The 17,833-nt window shown below is 64.4% G+C and carries 18 protein-coding genes; 4 read left to right on the top strand and 14 right to left on the bottom strand.

The window, feature by feature from the left end:
- Positions 1-3 precede the first annotated feature (3 nt).
- From ACREE8_RS09995 to ACREE8_RS09980, 4 genes are all read right to left on the bottom strand, one after another.
- Positions 4-786, bottom strand: coding sequence for an ABC transporter permease (locus ACREE8_RS09995; RefSeq protein WP_431572841.1), 783 nt, complete (start codon positions 784-786; stop codon positions 4-6).
- An 8-nt stretch (positions 787-794) separates the two neighbouring features.
- Positions 795-1,658, bottom strand: a complete 864-nt coding sequence (locus tag ACREE8_RS09990; RefSeq protein WP_431572840.1) for an ABC transporter permease — start codon at positions 1,656-1,658, stop codon at positions 795-797.
- Between the two features lie 76 nt (positions 1,659-1,734).
- On the bottom strand, positions 1,735-2,811 hold the full coding sequence (locus ACREE8_RS09985; RefSeq protein ID WP_431572839.1) for an ABC transporter substrate-binding protein: 1,077 nt from the start codon (positions 2,809-2,811) through the stop codon (positions 1,735-1,737).
- A 316-nt stretch (positions 2,812-3,127) separates the two neighbouring features.
- A complete protein-coding gene (locus tag ACREE8_RS09980; RefSeq protein ID WP_431572838.1) occupies positions 3,128-3,721 on the bottom strand; it encodes a 2OG-Fe(II) oxygenase in 594 nt (197 codons plus the stop codon).
- A 195-nt stretch (positions 3,722-3,916) separates the two neighbouring features.
- Between ACREE8_RS09980 and ACREE8_RS09975 the strand changes: the two genes are divergently transcribed.
- The 3 genes from ACREE8_RS09975 to tam all read left to right on the top strand — a co-directional run bounded on the left by ACREE8_RS09975 (position 3,917) and on the right by tam (position 8,201).
- Positions 3,917-6,610 (top strand): bifunctional acetate--CoA ligase family protein/GNAT family N-acetyltransferase, encoded by a 2,694-nt coding sequence (locus tag ACREE8_RS09975; RefSeq protein WP_431572837.1) that lies wholly within the window; start codon positions 3,917-3,919, stop codon positions 6,608-6,610.
- Positions 6,611-6,715: 105 nt separating this feature from the next.
- Positions 6,716-7,387 (top strand): Fe2+-dependent dioxygenase, encoded by a 672-nt coding sequence (locus tag ACREE8_RS09970; protein ID WP_431572836.1) that lies wholly within the window; start codon positions 6,716-6,718, stop codon positions 7,385-7,387.
- 7 nt (positions 7,388-7,394) lie between these two features.
- Positions 7,395-8,201: a trans-aconitate 2-methyltransferase gene (gene tam, locus ACREE8_RS09965; protein WP_431572835.1), complete on the top strand. Its 807-nt coding sequence runs from the start codon at positions 7,395-7,397 to the stop codon at positions 8,199-8,201.
- 83 nt (positions 8,202-8,284) lie between these two features.
- Here tam and ACREE8_RS09960 read toward each other — a convergent pair whose 3' ends face one another.
- The 9 genes from ACREE8_RS09960 to ACREE8_RS09920 all read right to left on the bottom strand — a co-directional run bounded on the left by ACREE8_RS09960 (position 8,285) and on the right by ACREE8_RS09920 (position 16,621).
- Complete coding sequence (locus tag ACREE8_RS09960; RefSeq protein WP_431572834.1) at positions 8,285-8,698, bottom strand: VOC family protein; 414 nt, start codon at positions 8,696-8,698, stop codon at positions 8,285-8,287.
- Positions 8,692-9,819 (bottom strand): C45 family autoproteolytic acyltransferase/hydolase, encoded by a 1,128-nt coding sequence (locus tag ACREE8_RS09955; RefSeq protein WP_431572833.1) that lies wholly within the window; start codon positions 9,817-9,819, stop codon positions 8,692-8,694. The genes ACREE8_RS09960 and ACREE8_RS09955 overlap by 7 nt, the downstream gene beginning before the upstream one ends.
- Before the next feature lie 49 nt (positions 9,820-9,868).
- Positions 9,869-10,756, bottom strand: coding sequence for a polysaccharide deacetylase family protein (locus ACREE8_RS09950; protein ID WP_431572832.1), 888 nt, complete (start codon positions 10,754-10,756; stop codon positions 9,869-9,871).
- Positions 10,757-10,916: 160 nt separating this feature from the next.
- Positions 10,917-11,825 (bottom strand): response regulator transcription factor, encoded by a 909-nt coding sequence (locus ACREE8_RS09945; RefSeq protein ID WP_431572831.1) that lies wholly within the window; start codon positions 11,823-11,825, stop codon positions 10,917-10,919.
- Positions 11,826-11,828: 3 nt separating this feature from the next.
- Positions 11,829-12,608, bottom strand: a complete 780-nt coding sequence (locus ACREE8_RS09940; protein WP_431572830.1) for an ABC transporter permease — start codon at positions 12,606-12,608, stop codon at positions 11,829-11,831.
- A complete protein-coding gene (locus tag ACREE8_RS09935) occupies positions 12,605-13,462 on the bottom strand; it encodes an ABC transporter permease (protein WP_431572829.1) in 858 nt (285 codons plus the stop codon). The genes ACREE8_RS09940 and ACREE8_RS09935 overlap by 4 nt, the downstream gene beginning before the upstream one ends.
- On the bottom strand, positions 13,455-14,582 hold the full coding sequence (locus ACREE8_RS09930; protein WP_431572828.1) for an ABC transporter ATP-binding protein: 1,128 nt from the start codon (positions 14,580-14,582) through the stop codon (positions 13,455-13,457). The genes ACREE8_RS09935 and ACREE8_RS09930 overlap by 8 nt, the downstream gene beginning before the upstream one ends.
- A gap of 3 nt (positions 14,583-14,585) precedes the next feature.
- Entirely contained in the window at positions 14,586-15,740 is a 1,155-nt protein-coding gene (locus tag ACREE8_RS09925) for an ABC transporter substrate-binding protein (protein ID WP_431572827.1), read from the bottom strand.
- Positions 15,741-15,823: 83 nt separating this feature from the next.
- Positions 15,824-16,621 carry an SDR family NAD(P)-dependent oxidoreductase gene (locus tag ACREE8_RS09920; protein ID WP_431572826.1) on the bottom strand — a complete coding sequence of 266 codons (798 nt, stop codon included), beginning with the start codon at positions 16,619-16,621 and terminating at the stop codon, positions 15,824-15,826.
- Between the two features lie 213 nt (positions 16,622-16,834).
- Between ACREE8_RS09920 and ACREE8_RS09915 the strand changes: the two genes are divergently transcribed.
- The gene (locus ACREE8_RS09915; protein ID WP_431572825.1) at positions 16,835-17,575 is read left to right on the top strand and encodes an SDR family NAD(P)-dependent oxidoreductase; all 741 of its coding nucleotides are present in this window, start codon (positions 16,835-16,837) and stop codon (positions 17,573-17,575) included.
- Between the two features lie 15 nt (positions 17,576-17,590).
- Here the strand turns inward: ACREE8_RS09915 and ACREE8_RS09910 are convergent.
- Positions 17,591-17,833, bottom strand: a 243-nt coding sequence (locus ACREE8_RS09910) for a hypothetical protein (protein WP_431572824.1), incomplete at its 5' end; no start/stop codon positions are given.

The following is a 17,833-nucleotide window of genomic DNA, read 5'->3' as shown; positions in this document are numbered from 1 at the left end:
CCCTCACCGCTCGCCGCCGAAACGATAAAGCCTGGCGAAGATCAGCATCAGGCCCATGGAAAACAGAATGATGATGGTCGAGATGGCATTGATCTCCGGTGTAAAGCCCTTGCGGATGGCAGCATAGATCTCGACCGGCAGGGTCGAAGTGCCGGGAGGCGCCAGGAAATAGGAAATGACGAACTGGTCGAAGCTGATGGCGAAGGCGAACAGCGCGGCCGCAACCACGCCGGGCGCCATGACCGGCAACGACACGCGCCAGAAGGCCTGCCAGGGCGAGGCGCCGAGGGTTGCGGCCGCCTCCTCCAGGAAGGGCCCATGCCCTTTCAGCCGGGCGCCGACGACCATGATCACATAGGGCAAAGACAAGGCGACGTGGCCGAGCAGCATCGCATGCAGCCCACGGCCGATCCCGACCCAGAAGAAGAAGATCAGCATCGAGATGCCGATGATCAGCCAGGGAATGGTGATCGGCGGAAACAGCAGGATCTCCAGCAGAATCTTGCCGCGGAAGCTGTAACGCGCGAAGGCGATCGCCGCCATGGTGCCAAGCGTGGTCGCGACGACCGTATTGGCCAGGGCAAGCCCGATGCTGTTGAGGCCGGCACGAATCAGGCGGTCGTTATGCGCGAGCGACTGGTACCAGACCGTGTCCCAGACGATCGGCAGCTCATAGAACTGGGACCGGTTGAAGGAGAGCAGCACCATGACCACGATCGGCAGGTAGAGGAACAGGAGCATCAGCCCCAGATAACCGCGAATGGTCCAGATTCCGAAATTGCGCATGGTCCGCCTCACAGGCCCTTGAGACGGCCGCGCAGCAGCGGCGCGCTGGCGGCGAAGATCAGCAGCACGATCCCCAGCATGATGAAGGAGAGCGCTGCACCCCGCGGCCAGTTGAAGACCGTCGTGAACTGGTCCTCGATCACCGTGCCGAGCATGATGCCCGCGCGGCCGCCCAGGATCCGGGGCTCCATGAAGGAGCCGATCACCGGGATGAAGGTGAGGACGACGCCGACAAAGAGCCCGGGAAGGCTCAAGGGGAGAATGACGCGCAGGAAGACCTGCGCCGCCGAGGCCCCGAGACTGCGCGCCGCTTCGGTCAGGCTGTCATCGAGCGCCTCGAGCGAGATGTAGCAGGTGAGGATGACATAGGGCAGATAGCTGTGAACCAGACCGATGACGATGGCCGGATAGGTGAACAGTAAGCTGAAGACCGGCGCATCCGGGGCCAGCCAATGGATCGCCCGATCAAACACGCCACCTTCCCGCAAGACCATGGTCCAGGAATAAACCCGCACCAGCCCGTTGCTCCAGAACGGCAGGATGATCAGGAGGAAGATTCCTTCGCGCCAACGGCCGCGGACATATTTCGCCAGAGCGAGGGCCGCGGGATAGCCGATCAGCACGCAAACCAGCGTGACATCGAAGCCCAGCCGCAGCGAGCGCCAGGTCAGCGTGCGGTAGAAATCCTTGTCGATGAAGGTGAGATAATGCTCGGTCGTAAGCTGGGCCTCGCGCCCGTTGATCGGCGCCACCGTCAGGAAGCTGAAGAACAGCATCGCCGACAGCGGCAGCAGCACGGTCACCGTCAGCCAGACATAGGCGGGAGCCGTCAGGAAGCCGATGGCGACGCGTCGGCGTGCTTCCTGCATCATGGCGGTGGAAATCCCTCGAAAAAGAGAAAGGCGCGGGCACGCCGAACGCGCACCCACGCCTTTCCGGCAATAAGGCTTACTGAGCCAACGCGGTTTTCACTTCCGACCAGAGGTCGCCATAAGCCTGACGTTCCTGATCGCTCAGCGGCGCCATATAGGTAAGCCGCTTGATCGCCTCCGCGTCGCCATGGATCTGCTTGCCGACATCGCTGTCGGGCAGGGTCGCGTTGGCCTTCAGATTGGCCGAGGCCGGCGCACCGATCTTGGTCGCCCATTCATAGTAGAAATCGGGGCTCACCATATAATCGATGAAGGCCGCGGCTCCGTCGGCATTGGGCGCGCCCTTGGCGATGGAAAGACCGTCGAACCAGCCGATGCCGCCTTCGCTCGGAATCATGAAACCCACCGGCAGCTTCGAGTTGGTCTTGCTGCGGGCGGCCGAGCCGCTCCAATAGGTCGAGACGTCGAACTGCTTGGCCGCGAAGAACTTGTTCCATTCGTCCTCGGAGGCCCAGAAGGTCTTCACCTGGGGCTTGAGGGCCATGAGCTTGGCCTTGATCTTGTCCAGATCCTTGGGATGATTCATGTCCTGGCCGGTGGCGATGGCGGCAAAGCTCACCACCTCGATGGCGTCGTCGCGCAGACAGACCCGGCCGGCAAATTTCGGATCCCACAGCACCTCGACCGAGGTGGGCGCCGGCTTCACCGTATCCGCGTTGAAAGCGATGCCGGTCATGCCCCAGACCCAGGCGATGCCGTAGGTCTTGCCGTCGGTGTTCAGATAAACCGAGTCGCGCATCGCCGGCAGCAGCGTGCTGAAATTGGTGATCTTCGAGGTATCGATCGGCTGGATCAGTCCTTCGCCGCTGGCCTGCTGCGTATAGGTGCTGTTGATTAGCACGACGTCATAGGCGCCGGGGCTGGTGCGCAGCTTGGTGAGCATCTCCTGCTCGGAATTGAAATAGTCATGCACGACAGTGAGGCCGGTCTTCTTCTTGAAGGCTTCGAGCGCCCACGCCTCGTCGGTGCCGTAGCCCTGCCAGTTCAGAACACGAAGATCGCCGGCGGCCCGAGCGCGAGGGCTGACAGCCAGGGTGGCCGCGGCGGCAAAGGTGGCGGCGGCGGTGCCCATCAGGGCACGACGAGAAATCATGGGGGGTCCTCCGATTATTGTTTCTTCCCAAGAATCTATGGCCCGATGCTCAGTGCCGGTCAATGGCCGGTTGGAGCGGCCAGCACACTCGGGGAGCGCGATAAAGAATTGAAACCGACGCCGACCCCAGACTCGCCGTCGCCCGCCCATCCAGCGCAAAATTGTAATTTGATCATCACGCTAGAGGTTCGTGCCTCATGCAGACCGCGAGGATCGCTCGAGGCGCATCGACACCTGCGTCGGTGTGAGGTCCATCCGGCATCGCATTGATCGAGATTTGAATCTTGACCGGCCTGGCGCCGGCTTCGCGCCAGGGCTAACGGAAGGGCTCGCCGCCGATCCAGGCCACCAGGCTGTAGCGCACCCCCTCCTCCAGCGGCGTCACGCGATGCAGGGTCCAGGAAGGGAAGATCAGGACCGTACCCTGATTGCGCTCCACCGAAGCGGGCTCGCCCTCCTTGTAGAACTGGAGATCGCAGCCGCGATAGGTCGCCGGGTCGCTCAGTTGGACGACCACGGAGATCTTCCGGGTCGAGGTGTTGCCGACGCCCAGATCCTGGTGCCAGGTATAAGTATCACCGATGCTTTCATAACGCGTGAATTGCAGCGCCTCGCCGAAGCCGGTCAGGTCGAAGTGATAGACATCCTTGTTCACGTCCTGCACCAGCCGTCCCAGCTTCGCCTGGAGCGCCTGGGTGGCCGCATCGCCCTGCTTGAACCAGGTGACGCTGTTGGATCGCTTGCTGCGGTCGATCGTGGGACCGCCCGCCGCCGGAGTCATGATGGTCGCGTCATGCGCCAGCTGCGACTTGCCGAGCGCCACGATGCGCTCGCATTCGCGGGGCGTGAAATAGCCGCGAACGGTCGCCGTCACATGCAGATTGGGATTGGGCGTCGGTGTTGTAACCATGCTGCAATCAGGATCAAGGGTTCGCGGAACCTAGCATCGCGCTGCCAACCGGTCCATGGAAGCCGCGGCCCGTTGTCGTTCCCAATCGGAGACGCTGTGGGTGCGGCAAAGGGCCTGCGATAATCTGCCATCGATGGGTGCGATCCTGTTTAATGACCGGTGGGATCGCAAACCGACAATGGTGATGGGCCCCTCATGAGCATCCGCAATTTCGACAAGCTGATGAAGCCGTCGAGCGTTGCGCTGATCGGCGCCAGCCCGAAGCGCGACAGCGTCGGTGGCGTGCTGACCCGAAACCTGCTGCATCGGTTCAAGGGGCCGGTCGGCCTGGTCAATCCGCGTCATGCGGACATCTTCGGCACGCCAGTCGTGCCCAATGCCGGCGCGCTGGGTTTCGTGCCCGATCTGGCCGTGATCGCCACGCCCGCGCGCAGCGTTCCAGGCGTCATCGCCGAGTTGGGTGCCGTCGGCTGCAAGGCCGCGGTCGTCATCAGCGCCGGCTTCGGATCGAGTGCCGAGGGCCAGGCCCTGAGCCAGGCCCTGCGCGACGCGGCGCGGCCGCATCTCCTGCGCATCCTCGGCCCCAACTGCGTCGGCCTGATGCTGCCGGGCCTGTCGCTCAATGCCAGCTTCGCGCATCTCGACCCGTTGCCGGGACCGATCGCGTTCCTGTCCCAGTCCGGGGCCATCATCACCTCGGTGCTCGACTGGGCCAAGCCGCGCGGGCTCGGATTTTCCTGCATGGTCTCGATGGGCGAGATGGCCGACGTCGATTTCGGCGACATGCTCGATTATCTGGCGGGCGATCCCAACACCCACTCGATCCTGATCTATGTCGAGGCGGTCACCAACGCCCGTAAATTCATGTCGGCCGCCCGCATTGCCGCGCGCAGCAAGCCCGTCATCGTCATCAAGGCCGGGCGCTTCGCCCAGACCGCCAAGGCCGTCGCCTCCCATACCGGCTCGCTCGCCGGGTCGGACACCGTCTATGACGCCGCCTTCCGCCGCGCCGGCATGCTGCGCGTCTTCAGCCTCGACGAGCTCTTCGCCGCCGCCGAGACCCTCGGTAACGGCCGGCGCATCACGGGCGACCGGCTGGCGATCCTGACCAATGGCGGCGGTATCGGCATTCTCGCGACCGACGAGCTCGCGGCCCAGGACGGAAAACTGGCCGAGCTTTCGCCCGGCACCCAGGTCATGCTCGACGCAGTGCTGCCACCCACCTGGTCGCATGGCAACCCGATCGACATCATCGGCGACGCGCCGCCCGAACGTTACGCCCAGGCGATCGCCCCGCTACTGACGGATCCGGGATCCGACGTGCTGCTGGTCCTCAACTGCCCGACCGCGATCGCGCCCAGCGTCAAGACCGCGGCGGCCGTAATCGAAGCCGTGCGGAAGTCCGAGCGCCCCGTGCTGGCGAGCTGGATCGGCGAGCAGGATGCGCGCGACGCAAGAAGCCTGCTCGCGGCGGCGCAGATTCCGAGCTACGAGACGCCCGAGCAGGCGGTGCGCGGCTTCATGCATCTGGTGCGCTACCGGCGCAACCAGGAGATCCTGATCCAGACGCCGCCTTCCGTGCCGGAGCAGTTCGCCGTCGATCTGGCGACGGCGCAGAAGTCGGTTGCAGCGGCGCTCGGTGAAGGCCGCTCGCTGCTCCAGGGGCCGGAGTCGCAGGCGATCCTGAAGGCGTTCGCCATTCCGACCGTGGAGAGTCTGGTCGTGACGACCGGGGCGGACGCCATGGACGCCCAGCGCCGGATCGGCCGGCCCGTCGCCCTCAAGATCCGCTCGCCCGACATCTCGCACAAATCCGATGTCGGCGGCGTGATGCTCAATCTCGAGAGTCCGAGCGACGTCGCGGCCGCCCTGGCCGCGATGCGCGAGCGGGTGGCGCGCGCCAAGCCCGAGGCTCGGATCGAGGGCTTCACGGTCGAGCCGATGGTGAACCGCGCGGGCGCCCATGAGCTCATTCTCGGCCTCACGGACGACGCGACCTTCGGGCCCGTGGTGTTGTTCGGCAGCGGCGGCGTCTCGGTGGAAGTGGTGGCCGACCGTGCGGTCGCCTTGCCGCCCCTCAATATGTCCCTGGCCCGGGAGCTGATGGCCCGTACCCGGATCTATCGTCTCCTGCAAGGTTACCGCGACCAGCCGGCCGCCGATCTCGATGCCATCGCTCTCACCCTGGTCAAGCTTTCGCAGATCGCGGTCGACCTGCCCGAGGTGGTGGAGCTCGATATCAATCCGCTGCTGGCCGACGCGAAGGGCGTGCTTGCGGTGGACAGCCGGATCCGCCTCAAAGCCACGTCGAAGCCGGGCGCGTCGCGCCTCGCCATCCGTCCCTATCCGCGCCGGCTGGAAGAGGCTTTCCCCATGCCGAACGGAGAGCCTCTCCTGCTCCGCCCGATCCTGCCGGAGGATGCGCCGCAACTGGATACGCTCTTCGCGCATATGTCGCCGCAATCCGTGCGCATGCGCTTCTTCACGCTGATCAAGGAGCTGCCCTCCTATGTCCGGGCGCGGCTCACCCAGATCGACTATGAGCGCGAGATGGCCCTGGCGCTGGTCTCGGGCGGGCCGCCGGGCAAGGCCGAGATCTTCGCCGTCGTGCGGATCAGCGCGGACCCGGACAACGACATGGGCGAGTTCGCCATCGCGCTCCGCGACGAGCTGGCCGGCCAGGGTATCGGCACGCGGCTGATGAAGCGGATGATCGCCTATGCGAAGGATCGCGGGATCCGCCGGATGATGGGCATCGTCCTCATGGAGAATGTCGCCATGATCGATATCTGCCGGCGCCTGGGATTCCGGATCGAATATGAATCCGGCCGCCCGGATGCCGTTCGCGTCACGCTCGATCTGGCCAGGACCGAGGCCCCGGCTTCGTAAGGCGGCGCCCTCCATGAAGGCTTGCCGCGCCCGCGGCCGCCGGCCAAGATATCGGCCACCGAAGCGCCCATTCCTTGCCACGCCCAGAGGCCCAGCGACCGCTCGATGATCTATCTCATTCCCAACATCATGACCGCCGCCGAGGTGGTGGAGCTCACCAAGCTGGTCGCCGAGAGCAGCTTCGAGGACGGCGTCGCCACCGCCGGCAGCCAGGCCCGGCGCGTCAAAAAGAACGAGCAGTTGGCCCGCACCGACAAGAACAAGCCCGAGGTGCAGAAGCGCGTGCGGGAGATGCTCCTGCGCAGCATCGAGTTCAAGCGCGCCACCCTGCCCAAGCATATCCGCCCCTGCCTCATCAGCCGCTACCGCCCGGGCATGCATTACGGCCCGCATGTCGATAACGGCGTGATGGGCAGTGACAGCCCCGTGCGCAGCGATATCGCGGTGACGCTCTTCCTCTGCGAGCCCGACGACTATGACGGCGGCGAGTTGGTCATCCACACCAATTTCGGCCCGCAACAGGTGAAGCTGCCCATGGGCTCGGCCGTGGTCTATCCGGCCTCGAGCCTGCATGAGGTCGCGCCCCTGACGCGGGGCGAACGGCTCTGCGCCGTCACCTGGATCCAGAGCCTGGTGCGCGATCCGGCCCGGCGCGAGGTGCTCTATGAGCTGGATCTGGTCCGGCGCAAGCTGCATGAAAAGCAGCCCGATGCCGAGGAGACCTATCTGGTGCAGAAGAACCACGCCAATCTGATCCGCATGTGGGCGGATACCTGAGAGCTTGATGAGTCCTTCGCCGGCGCCTGCGACCGCGAAGCCCGACTGGCAGCCCGCGCTCTACAAGCGGTTCGCCGGCGAGCGCGAGCGCCCGGCGCTCGATCTGATCAACCGCATTCCGCTCGACGAACCGGAATTCGTTCTCGATGTCGGCTGCGGCGCCGGCAATGTGACGGCCCTGCTGCGGGCGCGTTGGCCGCGGGCCCGGCTCCTCGGCATGGACAATTCGCCGGCGATGCTGGCCTCGGCCCGCGCGGCGCTGCCCGGCGTCGAGTTCGTCGAAGGCGACGCCGCGAGCTGGCGCCCGCCCGCGCCCGCCGACCTGCTTTTCACCAACGCCGTGCTGCAATGGCTCCCCGATCACGAGCATCTGTTCGCCCATCTCTTCGGGCAATTGAAGCCAGGCGGCGTGCTGGCGGTACAGATGCCCCGCAATTTCGACCGACCCTCCCACACGCTGATGATGGAGACGGCCAGGGCCGGGCCCTGGCGGACGAAGCTCGCGGGCCAGATCGATCGCCCAATGCGGGTGGCGGAGCCCGCCTTCTATGCAAGGTTGATGGCCTCGATGACGAGCGCCGCCGATATCTGGGAGATCGACTATCTCATGCGCCTCCAGGGCGACAATCCGGTCGTGACCTGGACGCGGGCCACGGGCCTGCGGCCCTTCATGGAGCCGCTCGACGACGCGGAGCGGACGCGTTTCGAGGCCGACTATGCCGCCCGCGTCAGGGCCGCCTACCCGCCCGAGGCCGATGGCAGCACGCTCTTCGCCTTCCGCCGGATCTTCATCGTGGGGGTGAAGCCGGCCTGAACGATCTCGGAACGCGCAAACGACGAGGGCCCGCACCAGGAAAGATGCGGGCCTTTTGTCGTTCGATCCGTGCCGCTTCCGCTTCAGACCTTATGCGGCTCCGTCACATAGAGCATGTTGCCATCGGGATCGAAGAACGGCCGGTAGCGGTAATGCGTGCCGCTCGGATGATGCCAGTGGATCGGCTCCTTGGTCACCCACTCGACCTTGCCGGTCAGTTCCTTGATCGCGACGTCGAGATTGTCGACCTCGAAGGCGAAGGAATCGAAGCCAGGTTTATCCTCGAGATTGACCGCGGTCCGGCGCGGCTCATGCTCGCCGCGCGTCGTCTTGAAGATATAGAGGGTGACATTGCCGCAATCGATGGCCGCCCATTCCTCTTCCGCCACATAGGGCAGGAAGAATCCGAGCCCGAGCTTGCCATGATAGAAATCCACCAGGCGCTGAACATTCCGCGTGAGAATGTCCATGTTGTCGATGCGTTTGAGATTCAGCATGGAATGGCATCCTTGGCTGGTTGTTGGGCTGAAATTCGGCGATGGGCAAGGAAAGGCGCCACGACCGCCGGCTGCCGGCAGGGTCCGCCTTCGAACACCTGCAGGCTGCCGCCGGCCACGTCGAGCACGACGGTCGCGAGCGTTTCGAACTGGGCGGTCGGATGCTGCAAGGGATCGTGATGGCAGCAGACCGCGCCGTCGCCGCCGACATGGCTGCTCATCGCCGTCAGGATCTGCGCCACATCGAGCCGCTTGACGCCCGACAAGCGCCGCACGAGCAGATCATGGCGCAGCAAGGTGTCGGGGAAGGAGCGCGGCTCGGTATCGCCCGCTTGCGCCCGCGCGGACAAGAAATGGTTGGTGCGAACCAGCAGCCCGTCCGGCGCCGGGAACACGAAATCGGGGCCGCCCGGATAGAGCTCGACCGACGCCGCCACGCCCAGATCGTCCTCGGTGCTGATGACCGTCACCGAGCTGGAGGCCGAGACGTCGGCGCGCGCCAGCAATTGCAGGGCCCGGTTGATGTTCGCGGCGCTGTCGAGGACCGCGCGCGAGGCCACATGCACGGGCACGCCGATCCGCTCGCCGTCGCGCTCGTGATGGAGAATGGTGAAAAGCACGCCCAGGCCCCGGCTGTTGACGCCGATCTTGCCGACGACGCCGAACTCCGTGACGGTCGTGGTCAAGCTACCATCGGCCTGGGGGATCTCCCAGACCAGCCATTGATCGGCCAACTCGGCATACCAGTCCCAGGTCTGGACGGCTGCTGGGCCTTCCCCGCCCCGGTCGACGCGCACCACGGCGGAGCATTCGCCGCGGTTCTTCGCGCCCAACGCTGCGAGAATCTCGGTGCGGGCATTGATGGCGCCGATCAGGGCCGGATCGATTCCGGCCCCCGCCGCCATGCCTTCCATCTCTTCCAGCAGTTTGGGCGCAAAGGCCTTCGTCGCCGCCAGGGCCTCGCGGCCGAAAGGCTCGAGCTCGACCGCCCGATCGGTCGCGCGGGCAAAGAGTTTGCAATAGGCGGCGATCGTCGCTTGAATCTGCCGGGCATGCTTGGCGCCGAACTCCATGCCCCGCGCGCGCGGTTCCACAGCCGTGGAGCGAAAGACGTAACTCATGATAGCCAACCCGTGACGCTGGAAGGATCGATGGGTGCCGAGCCGAGGCTCAGGCCATTTGCCGCTGGAACTTCGGCTGCGCTTGGATGGCCCCGGAATCGCGCCATGCCGCCAGCGGATTCTTCGCGCGCCAGCTTTCGACATAGTCGATCAGGGTCGTGAACTTCACGTCCGGGAAGCTCCGATAGTGATTGATGAGCCGTTCCAGCATCATCATCCGGTAGCCGCGCCCGATCACCTGCGGGTGCATGGTCAGATTGAACAGCCCGCCCGGCGCATGAAGCCGCGCATAATCGAACTCGTCTTTCCAAATCTCCTCGACCTTGGACGCCGCGGACAATCCATAGGTGTCCTTGTCGACGAACTCGAAATGGGGGAAATCGTCCAGCAGCCAAGTGATCGGCAGTTCCACGAGATCGACATTCACGCCGAACACATAGGGCGTCTTGTCATCATATTTGTCGCCCATGCGGGCGTAATAGGGGATGAAGTCGCCGCCCATCAGGCTGGAGTCATAACTGAAGCCGTAATCCAGCAGGATCTTGATGGTGTTGGCGCTGAAATCCCATGACGGCGAACGATAGCCCTTGGGCCGCACACCGGCCGCCTTCTGCAGGGCTTCGAGGCCGAGCTCCATATTGCGACGCTCGCCGGCCTCGTCGAAATCGGCCGGGTTCTCATGGACCCAACCATGATGCGCGATCTCATGCCCTTCGGCATGGATCCGCTTGATCAGGTCCGGATAGGCGAGCGCAGTATGGCCCGGCACGCAGAAAGTCCCCGGTATCTTGTATTTGGCCAGCAAATCGAGGATGCGCGGGATCGCCACGGCGCAGAACTCGCCGCGCGAGACCATGCTGGGATTGCGCGCCTTGTAGGAACCGACCCAGACCGACATGGCGTCGAAGTCGAAGGTCAATGCACATCCGATCGTCATCGCCGTTCCTCCTTGCTGGCCGGCATCGTCAACCGATCGACGCCGGAGAATGCCTCGTCTCGAGCCCTATGAAGCTCTGTCGCACGGCCGAAATCGGCTCCCCTGCCCTGCCAGTATGGTCTCCCTGTCGGGCCGACCAATACCCACCGGACGGTATGCCCTAGGGCCGTTGCCCGGACGCGGAATACCGCTTGATCCGGTCGATGAACAGCAGAAAGAGCTCGGTTTGCGAGGAAATCGAGAGCTTCGCGTAGAGATGCTTGCGATGCACCTTGACGGTTTCCCCGCTGATCCGGAGCGCCTGTCCGATCGAGATATTGGAATGGCCCTGCAGGATGAGCGCGGCGATCTCGGTCTCGCGCGCGGTCGCGTGAAAATCCTTGAGCCAGTCCTGGGCGATATTGATCACCGTCCCGTCGGCCTGGCCCCGCTCCTTCCGGGCGATATAGCGCCAGGCTTCGATCGGGTGTCGGGCCTGGCGGCGCAGCAAGGCCGCCAGCAAGGGCTCGACATGGGCGAAGGCCGTGAATTCGCGGGCGCTGAAACGCTGCGAGCCGAAACGACGGCCCAACGAGAGATGGATCGTCAGATCGTCGTCGAACGGGCAGAGCAGCCCGATCTCGTCGATCATCGCAACCTTGGCGTAATAGTTGCTGTAGAACTCGCTTTCGAGAAAGCGGTCCGGCGCCAGATGCTTCAGCCGGTGGATGCCGGCGCGCCGTTCGTCCTTGCTCGCGAGATAGAACGGATCCAGCAGATAGGCACCCTGCGCATACATCATCCGGAAGAAGTTCGGCTGCTGCGGCGACTTCTGATGCAGAATCAGCGGCGATCCCATATTGCGGAAGACGATCGCGACCAGATTGTCGATATGAAGCGCCGTGTTGAGCACATCATGCAGCAGGTCGAAGAAACGGTCAGTCTCGACATGCTCCACGAGGCCGCCCAGCGCCACCGGATCGAGGATGGTCGCGGCCAGCGAGGCCGCCCGCGGCGCTGATGGCGCCGCCCCTGGCGCTGCGGCGGGCTGGTTTCGCTGTCCGGGGCGAAGTTCGCGGATGATGGCCATGCCTCAACTCCGATAGCGTGTCAGCCAGAGAGCCAAGCCGGCCGTGCCCATGGTCATGGCCAGCACCAGACTGCCGAGGGCGTTGATCGACGGATCGAGCCCAGTCCTCAACATGCCCCAGATCAGGGTCGGCAGGGTGTTACCCCCGCCGATCAGAAAGAACGTTACCACAAAGTCATCGAGCGACAGGGCCATCGCGATCAAGGCGGCGCCGAAGATCGTCGGCCGGATGATGGGAAAGGTCACTGTCCTGAAGGCCCGGATGGGCGAAGCGCCGAGATCGCGCGCGCTGTCGAGCACGGCGCGGTCGAAGCTTGCCAGCCGGGCCGAGACCACCAGCACCACGAAGGGCAAGGTGAAGACGAGATGGGCCAGGACCACGGTACTGAGGCCCAGTTTCACACCCGAAGCCGAGAAGAACGCCAGCATGGCCAGCCCCAGCACCAGCGGTGGCAGCATCAGCGGCAGGCCGAAGAAGAAGAAACTGGCCGCCGACCATTTCGGGCTGAAACGGGCGATGGCGGAGGCGGCCATGGTGCCGATGATGGTCGAACCGAAACCGACCCAGACCGTCACGATCGCGCTGTTCTTCAGGGCCGCCCAGAAATCGCCGCGCGCCATCAATTCGTCGAACCAATGAAGGGTGAGGCCGTTCAAGGGAAAGGTCATCTTGGCGGAATCGCCGAAGGCGAACAGCACCACCAGGATCAGCGGCGATACCATGAAGAGCACCGCCGCAACGCCGATGGCCCCCGTGATCCAGCTTGTCAACTGCTCTTTCATCGCGGCCTGAGCCTCCAGCGCAAGCCAAACCAGAAGGCCGCGATCACCAGGGCCGCCGCCACCAGGATCGAGAAGGTCATCGCCGCACCCAGCGGCAGATTCATCCGGATGCCGAACTGTCCCTCGATGAAGGTGCCGATCATGACCGAACGCGCGCCGCCCACCAGGCGCGGCGTCACATAATCGCCGGCCGTCAGCAGGAAACAGAGCGCGAAGGCCGTGACCAGGGCCGGGATGCAGCGCGGCAGCACCACGTCATGGAGGACGCGGTAGGGGCTGGCACCGACATCGCGCGCGGCTTCGATGGTGGTGATGTCGACCGAGCGCAAGGCGCCATAGATCGGCAGGACCGCGAAGGGCAGCAGGTAGTTGACCAGCGTCAGGACCACCGCCACCGGGCTGTAGAGCAGCACGTCCAGCGGCTGCTGGATCGCGCCGATCGCCATCAGTCCGTTATTGATGATCCCTTCCCGTCCCAGGATCGTCTTCCAGGCATAGATCTTCACCAGATAGCCGCCGAAGAGCGTCAGCATGGTGCAGGCCAGCACGAAGGCACCCCAGCGTCCGCCGCGGAACCGGATGAGATGCGCTATGATGAAGGCGAGCGTGACGGTCAGTCCGGCGATCACGATGCCGATGCCCAACGTGAAGGCGATCGAATCGCTGTAGTCGGACAAGACCTTCAGGTAATTGACCGCGCTGAAGGTCGGCACGAGGTTGAAGAGCGAAACGCGGAAAAAGGAGACGATGAAGAAATAGATCAGCGGCGAGACGAACAGCAGCAGAAGCGTCGCCGCGGCCGGCGCCAACAACAGGGCGCGCAACCCCGGTGTCTGCGTCGCCGGCTCAGCCATGGGTGTCGACGACCCAGTGGTCGGTGGCCGACCAGCCCAGAGTGATCGGGTCGCCCTCGCCCAGGCGCAAGGCGCGGCCGTATACCGTGACGCTGCCGCCGGGAATCTCGACGACATATTGGACGAAGGGCCCGAGAAACAGCTTCTCCCGGATCACGCCGCTGAAATGGAAATCGGTTGTTCCCTCTTGGACTCCCAGAAGGATGCTTTCGGGCCGGATCCCGACCATGACCTTGCCGTCCGATCCGGGATCGGCGAAGCGGCCGCCGCCAAACTCGACCTGGCCGGCCTTCCTGGTGCCGGCGATGAAATTGACCTCGCCGACGAAGGTGGAGACGAAATGGTTGCTCGGCCGCAGATAGATGTCTTCGGCCGTCCCCTGCTGCGCCACTCGCCCCTTGTCCATGACCACGATCCGGTTGGCCAGCGCCATCGCCTCGCCCTGGTCATGGGTCACGAAGACAAAGGTTCCGCCGACCGCCTTGTGCAGGGTACGAAGCTCCGTATGCATGGCCTTGCGCAGCTTCAGATCGAGCGCCGCCAGCGGCTCGTCCAGCAACAGCACCTTGGGCCGCATGATGAGTGCGCGAGCCAGGGCCACGCGCTGCTGCTGGCCACCTGACAATTCGGTCACTCTGGAATTAGCGAGGCTCTCCAGCCGCACCAGCGCCAGAGTCTCGTCCACGCGCTTCTGGATCTCGGCCCGTGCGACGCCCGCGATCGTCAGCCCGTAGCCGACGTTCTGGCGGACATTCATATGCGGAAACAGGCCGTAGCTCTGGAATACCATGTTGGTCGAGCGGCGTTCCGGCGCCTGGGCCGTGACGTCCTCGCCGGCGATGGAAACGGTCCCGCTGGTCGGCTTGATGAAGCCGCCCAGCATCCGCAGCAGCGTGGTCTTACCGCAGCCGGAGGGACCCAGAATCGCGAGGAAGTCGCCGGCGGCGATCTCGAGATCCAGGGGATGAACGGCGATCACCTCCCCATAGGCCTTCGAGACCTGCCGCAACTGGACCAGTGATGGCTCCGACGCCGTCGCCACCCCGACTCCGGCACGGGCGGATGCCGCCATGCCGGAAGCGGAGAAGCTCTGACGCCCGATATCGCGCGTCATCTGCATCGATCAGGCTCTCGTATAGCGCTCATAGGCCGCCAGCACGTCGTCCCACACGACATAATCGCCATCGGGTTGCAGCGGGAACATGCTGGGCACCGGGTTGTGCTTGAAATAGGCGGCCGGGTCGTCGAACGAGTAGAGGTTCCTCAGCAGCGGATTGTCGATCTGCTTCATCGCCTCGGCATTGACGATCCCGAGCAGGTTGGCTTCGGAGAAGGCCTTTTGCTCTTCGGTCGAGATGCAGTGGTTGATCAGCTCGTGATCGAGATCCGCGTTCGGCGCGTTCTTGGCGATATTGACGGTGTCGATATAGCCGAAGGCGCCTTCCTTCGGGTAAGCGATCCTGATCTCGACACCCTTGTCCTTGGCCCAGGCCACCATCGGCTCCCAGCCCATGCCCATCACGATCTCGCCGCGGATGAACATGTCGGAGATTTCGCCGAGGCTCGAGGGCACGGTGCGCGAATTGGCCTTGAGCTGGATCATCATGTCGATCGCCTTGTCCAGCTGCGCCTTGGTCATATGCGTCGGATCGCTGGTGCCGTTGGCGACGCGGCCCCAGGTGACGAACATGCTCATCACGTCCGGAAAGGGCGCGACCTTGCCTTTGTATTCGGGCTTCAGCAGGTCGAGCCAGGAGGTCGGCGCTTCCTTGACCACCGCGGGATTATACATCAGCGGGATCGAGCTGTAGGTGAAGGGCACCGCATAGCGCTTGCCGCCGACCTTCAGCAGATCGTCGAATGCCGAGAAATGCGGATGGATCTTGCTCAGATTCGGGATCTTGCTCTCGTCGATCGGGTCGAGCAGCCCGGCGGAGCCGGCAAAGCTCACATATTGATGGATGAAGGTGGTCAGATCGACCGAGCCGATGCCGCCGCCATGCAGCTTGGTGATGATGTCTTCGATCGCATTGATGTAGGTCGCCTGAAAGGTGGCGCCGTGCTTTGCCAGGATCGTCGGATCGTTGAAGGCGGTGTCATAGCCTTCCCAGCCGACGAACACCACGTCGTTGGCCGCAGCGGCCGGCGCGATGCGGCCGAGCGTGGCCCCGAGCGACAGGGTGGCAGCACCCGCCATGAAGTAGCGGCGCGACAGCCTCAGCGAGCTCGTCTTCGCGGCCAACGCCGAAAGCAGTGTGCTTTTGTTGAAGTCACTCATTGTCAGTCTCCTCCCATCTGTTGTGAAGCAACGGCGCTGGCGCGCTCTTGTTGAATCCGATCCGCTGCCAGAACGCTTTGCGCTCAGCGGATGATCTGTCCTCCGTCGACGACCAGCTCGGCTCCGGTGACGTAACCGGAACGGTCCGAGGCGAGATAGACGACGGCCCAGCCGATATCCTCGGGCGTGCCGATCCCCAGCGGCGCCATCCGGCGCCACTCCTCGCGTACGGCGTCGATCGTGCCGGGGCCGCGTTTGGCCGCGACATCGACGATCTCGCGCTCGAGCATGGCGGTATCGATGCAGCCCGGATGGATCGAATTGACCCGGATGCGGGTGCCGCGCGCGGCGCAGTCGAGGGCGGCCGCCTTGGTGAAATGACGGACCGCGGCCTTCGAGGCGCAGTAAGCCGCGTTCAACGCGTCGGCGATGATGCCGTAATTCGAGGAGAGATTGACGATCGAGCCGGTGCCCTGCGGCAGCATCGCCTTGATGGCGGCCTGGGTCCCGAGGAACGCGGCCTCGGCATTGATCGACAGGACGCGGCGCCAATCCTCGAGCGAGGTCTCGAGCAATCCGCGCGTGATCTGGATGCCGGCATTGTTCACGAGGATATCGAGCCGCCCATGACGGCGCGTGACTTCCGCGACGACCTCGTTCCAGCGCTTCGGATCGGTCGCATCCTGTCGCATGAACTCGGCGGCGGCACCCGCGTCGCGGATCGCGGCGGCAGCAGCGTTCCCCGAGGTCTCGTCGATGTCGGTCAGGACGACAGTGGCGCCCTCTTGCGCGAGCAGCCGTGCGGTGGCACTGCCGATGCCGCCGCCAGCACCGGTGACGATGGCGACTTTATCGCTGACCCAACCCCGCGAACCACCCATCGTCCTCGCGTCGCCTCCCGCTTCAAGCACGCCTTGCATGCTCTCTGCCCGATGCCCATCCGCCAATACCCCGACCGGGTTACTGGACTAGGCAGAAAAGCCTGTGATCATCGCAATATCGGCGCGCTCATGAACCAATGACTGCGGCTTTGCCGTTCGCTGAACCATCCCCCATCGCCATCACGAGATCGGACCCCCGAGATGAATCTTGAATTGACCGATAAGACAGCACTGATCACCGGCGGCACCACGGGCATCGGATTTGCCTCGGCCAAAGCGCTTCTGGAGGCTGGCGCCAGGGTGATCATCACCGGACAGAATCCCGACCGGGTCAAGGTCGCCGCCGAGCAGCTGGGCCCTGAGGCGACCGGTATGGTCGCCGACAACCGGTCCATGGCCGACATCGCGCGGCTGGCCGAGGCGGTCGAACAGCAGTTCGGAAGCCTTTCCATCCTGGTTCCCAATGCGGGCGTCACCTGGGCGGGGCCTCTGGAAGCAGTCACCGAGGACGAGTTCGACGGCCAGTTCGCGATCAACCTCAAGGGCAACTTCTTCATCGTCCAGCATTGCCTGCCGTTCATGAATCCTGGCAGCAGCATCGTCATGCTGGCGAGCGCCTATGACGCCAAGGGTGTCGCGACGATGGGGATCTATTCGGCGACCAAGGCCGCCATCCGGTCGCTGGTGCGCACCCTGGCGACCGAGCTGGCGCCGCGCGGGATCCGGGTCAACAGCGTGGCCCCGGGGCCGATCGACACGCCGATCTATGAGAAGATCGGCCTGTCGCCGGCCGACACGGAGAAGCTCCGTGTCGACGAGGCGAACATCACGCTCTTGAAGCGCATGGGCGCGCCGGAGGAAGTCGGACGCGCGATCGCCTTCCTCGCCAGCGACGCCGCCTCCTACATCACCGGTGCCAATCTGCGCGTCGATGGCGGCTGGACCGATATCTGAAACCGCTGCCGAAGGTCAGGCGCGCCGCTTGATCTTCTCTTCGAGATAACCTGGTTGCACCGCATCCGCCGGCAGGCTCGGCGTCTTGCCCTTGCGCCATTGCCGGCAATAGTCGCCCACCGTGGTGAAGCGCGCGCCCGGCTTGCTCAGGACATGCTCGATCAGCCCCTCGAGGACCGTGAGGCGATGGCCCCGGCCGATCACCTGCGGATGCATGGTGGGCGTGAAGATGCCGTGGCCGATGCGGTCATAGAGATA

The sequence above is a fragment of the Hypericibacter sp. genome (genome assembly GCF_050729195.1).
In the GTDB taxonomy this organism is placed as follows: domain Bacteria; phylum Pseudomonadota; class Alphaproteobacteria; order Dongiales; family Dongiaceae; genus Hypericibacter.
Note: the sequence above shows the minus strand (reverse complement) of the source record. Positions and strands in the feature narration are given on the sequence as shown.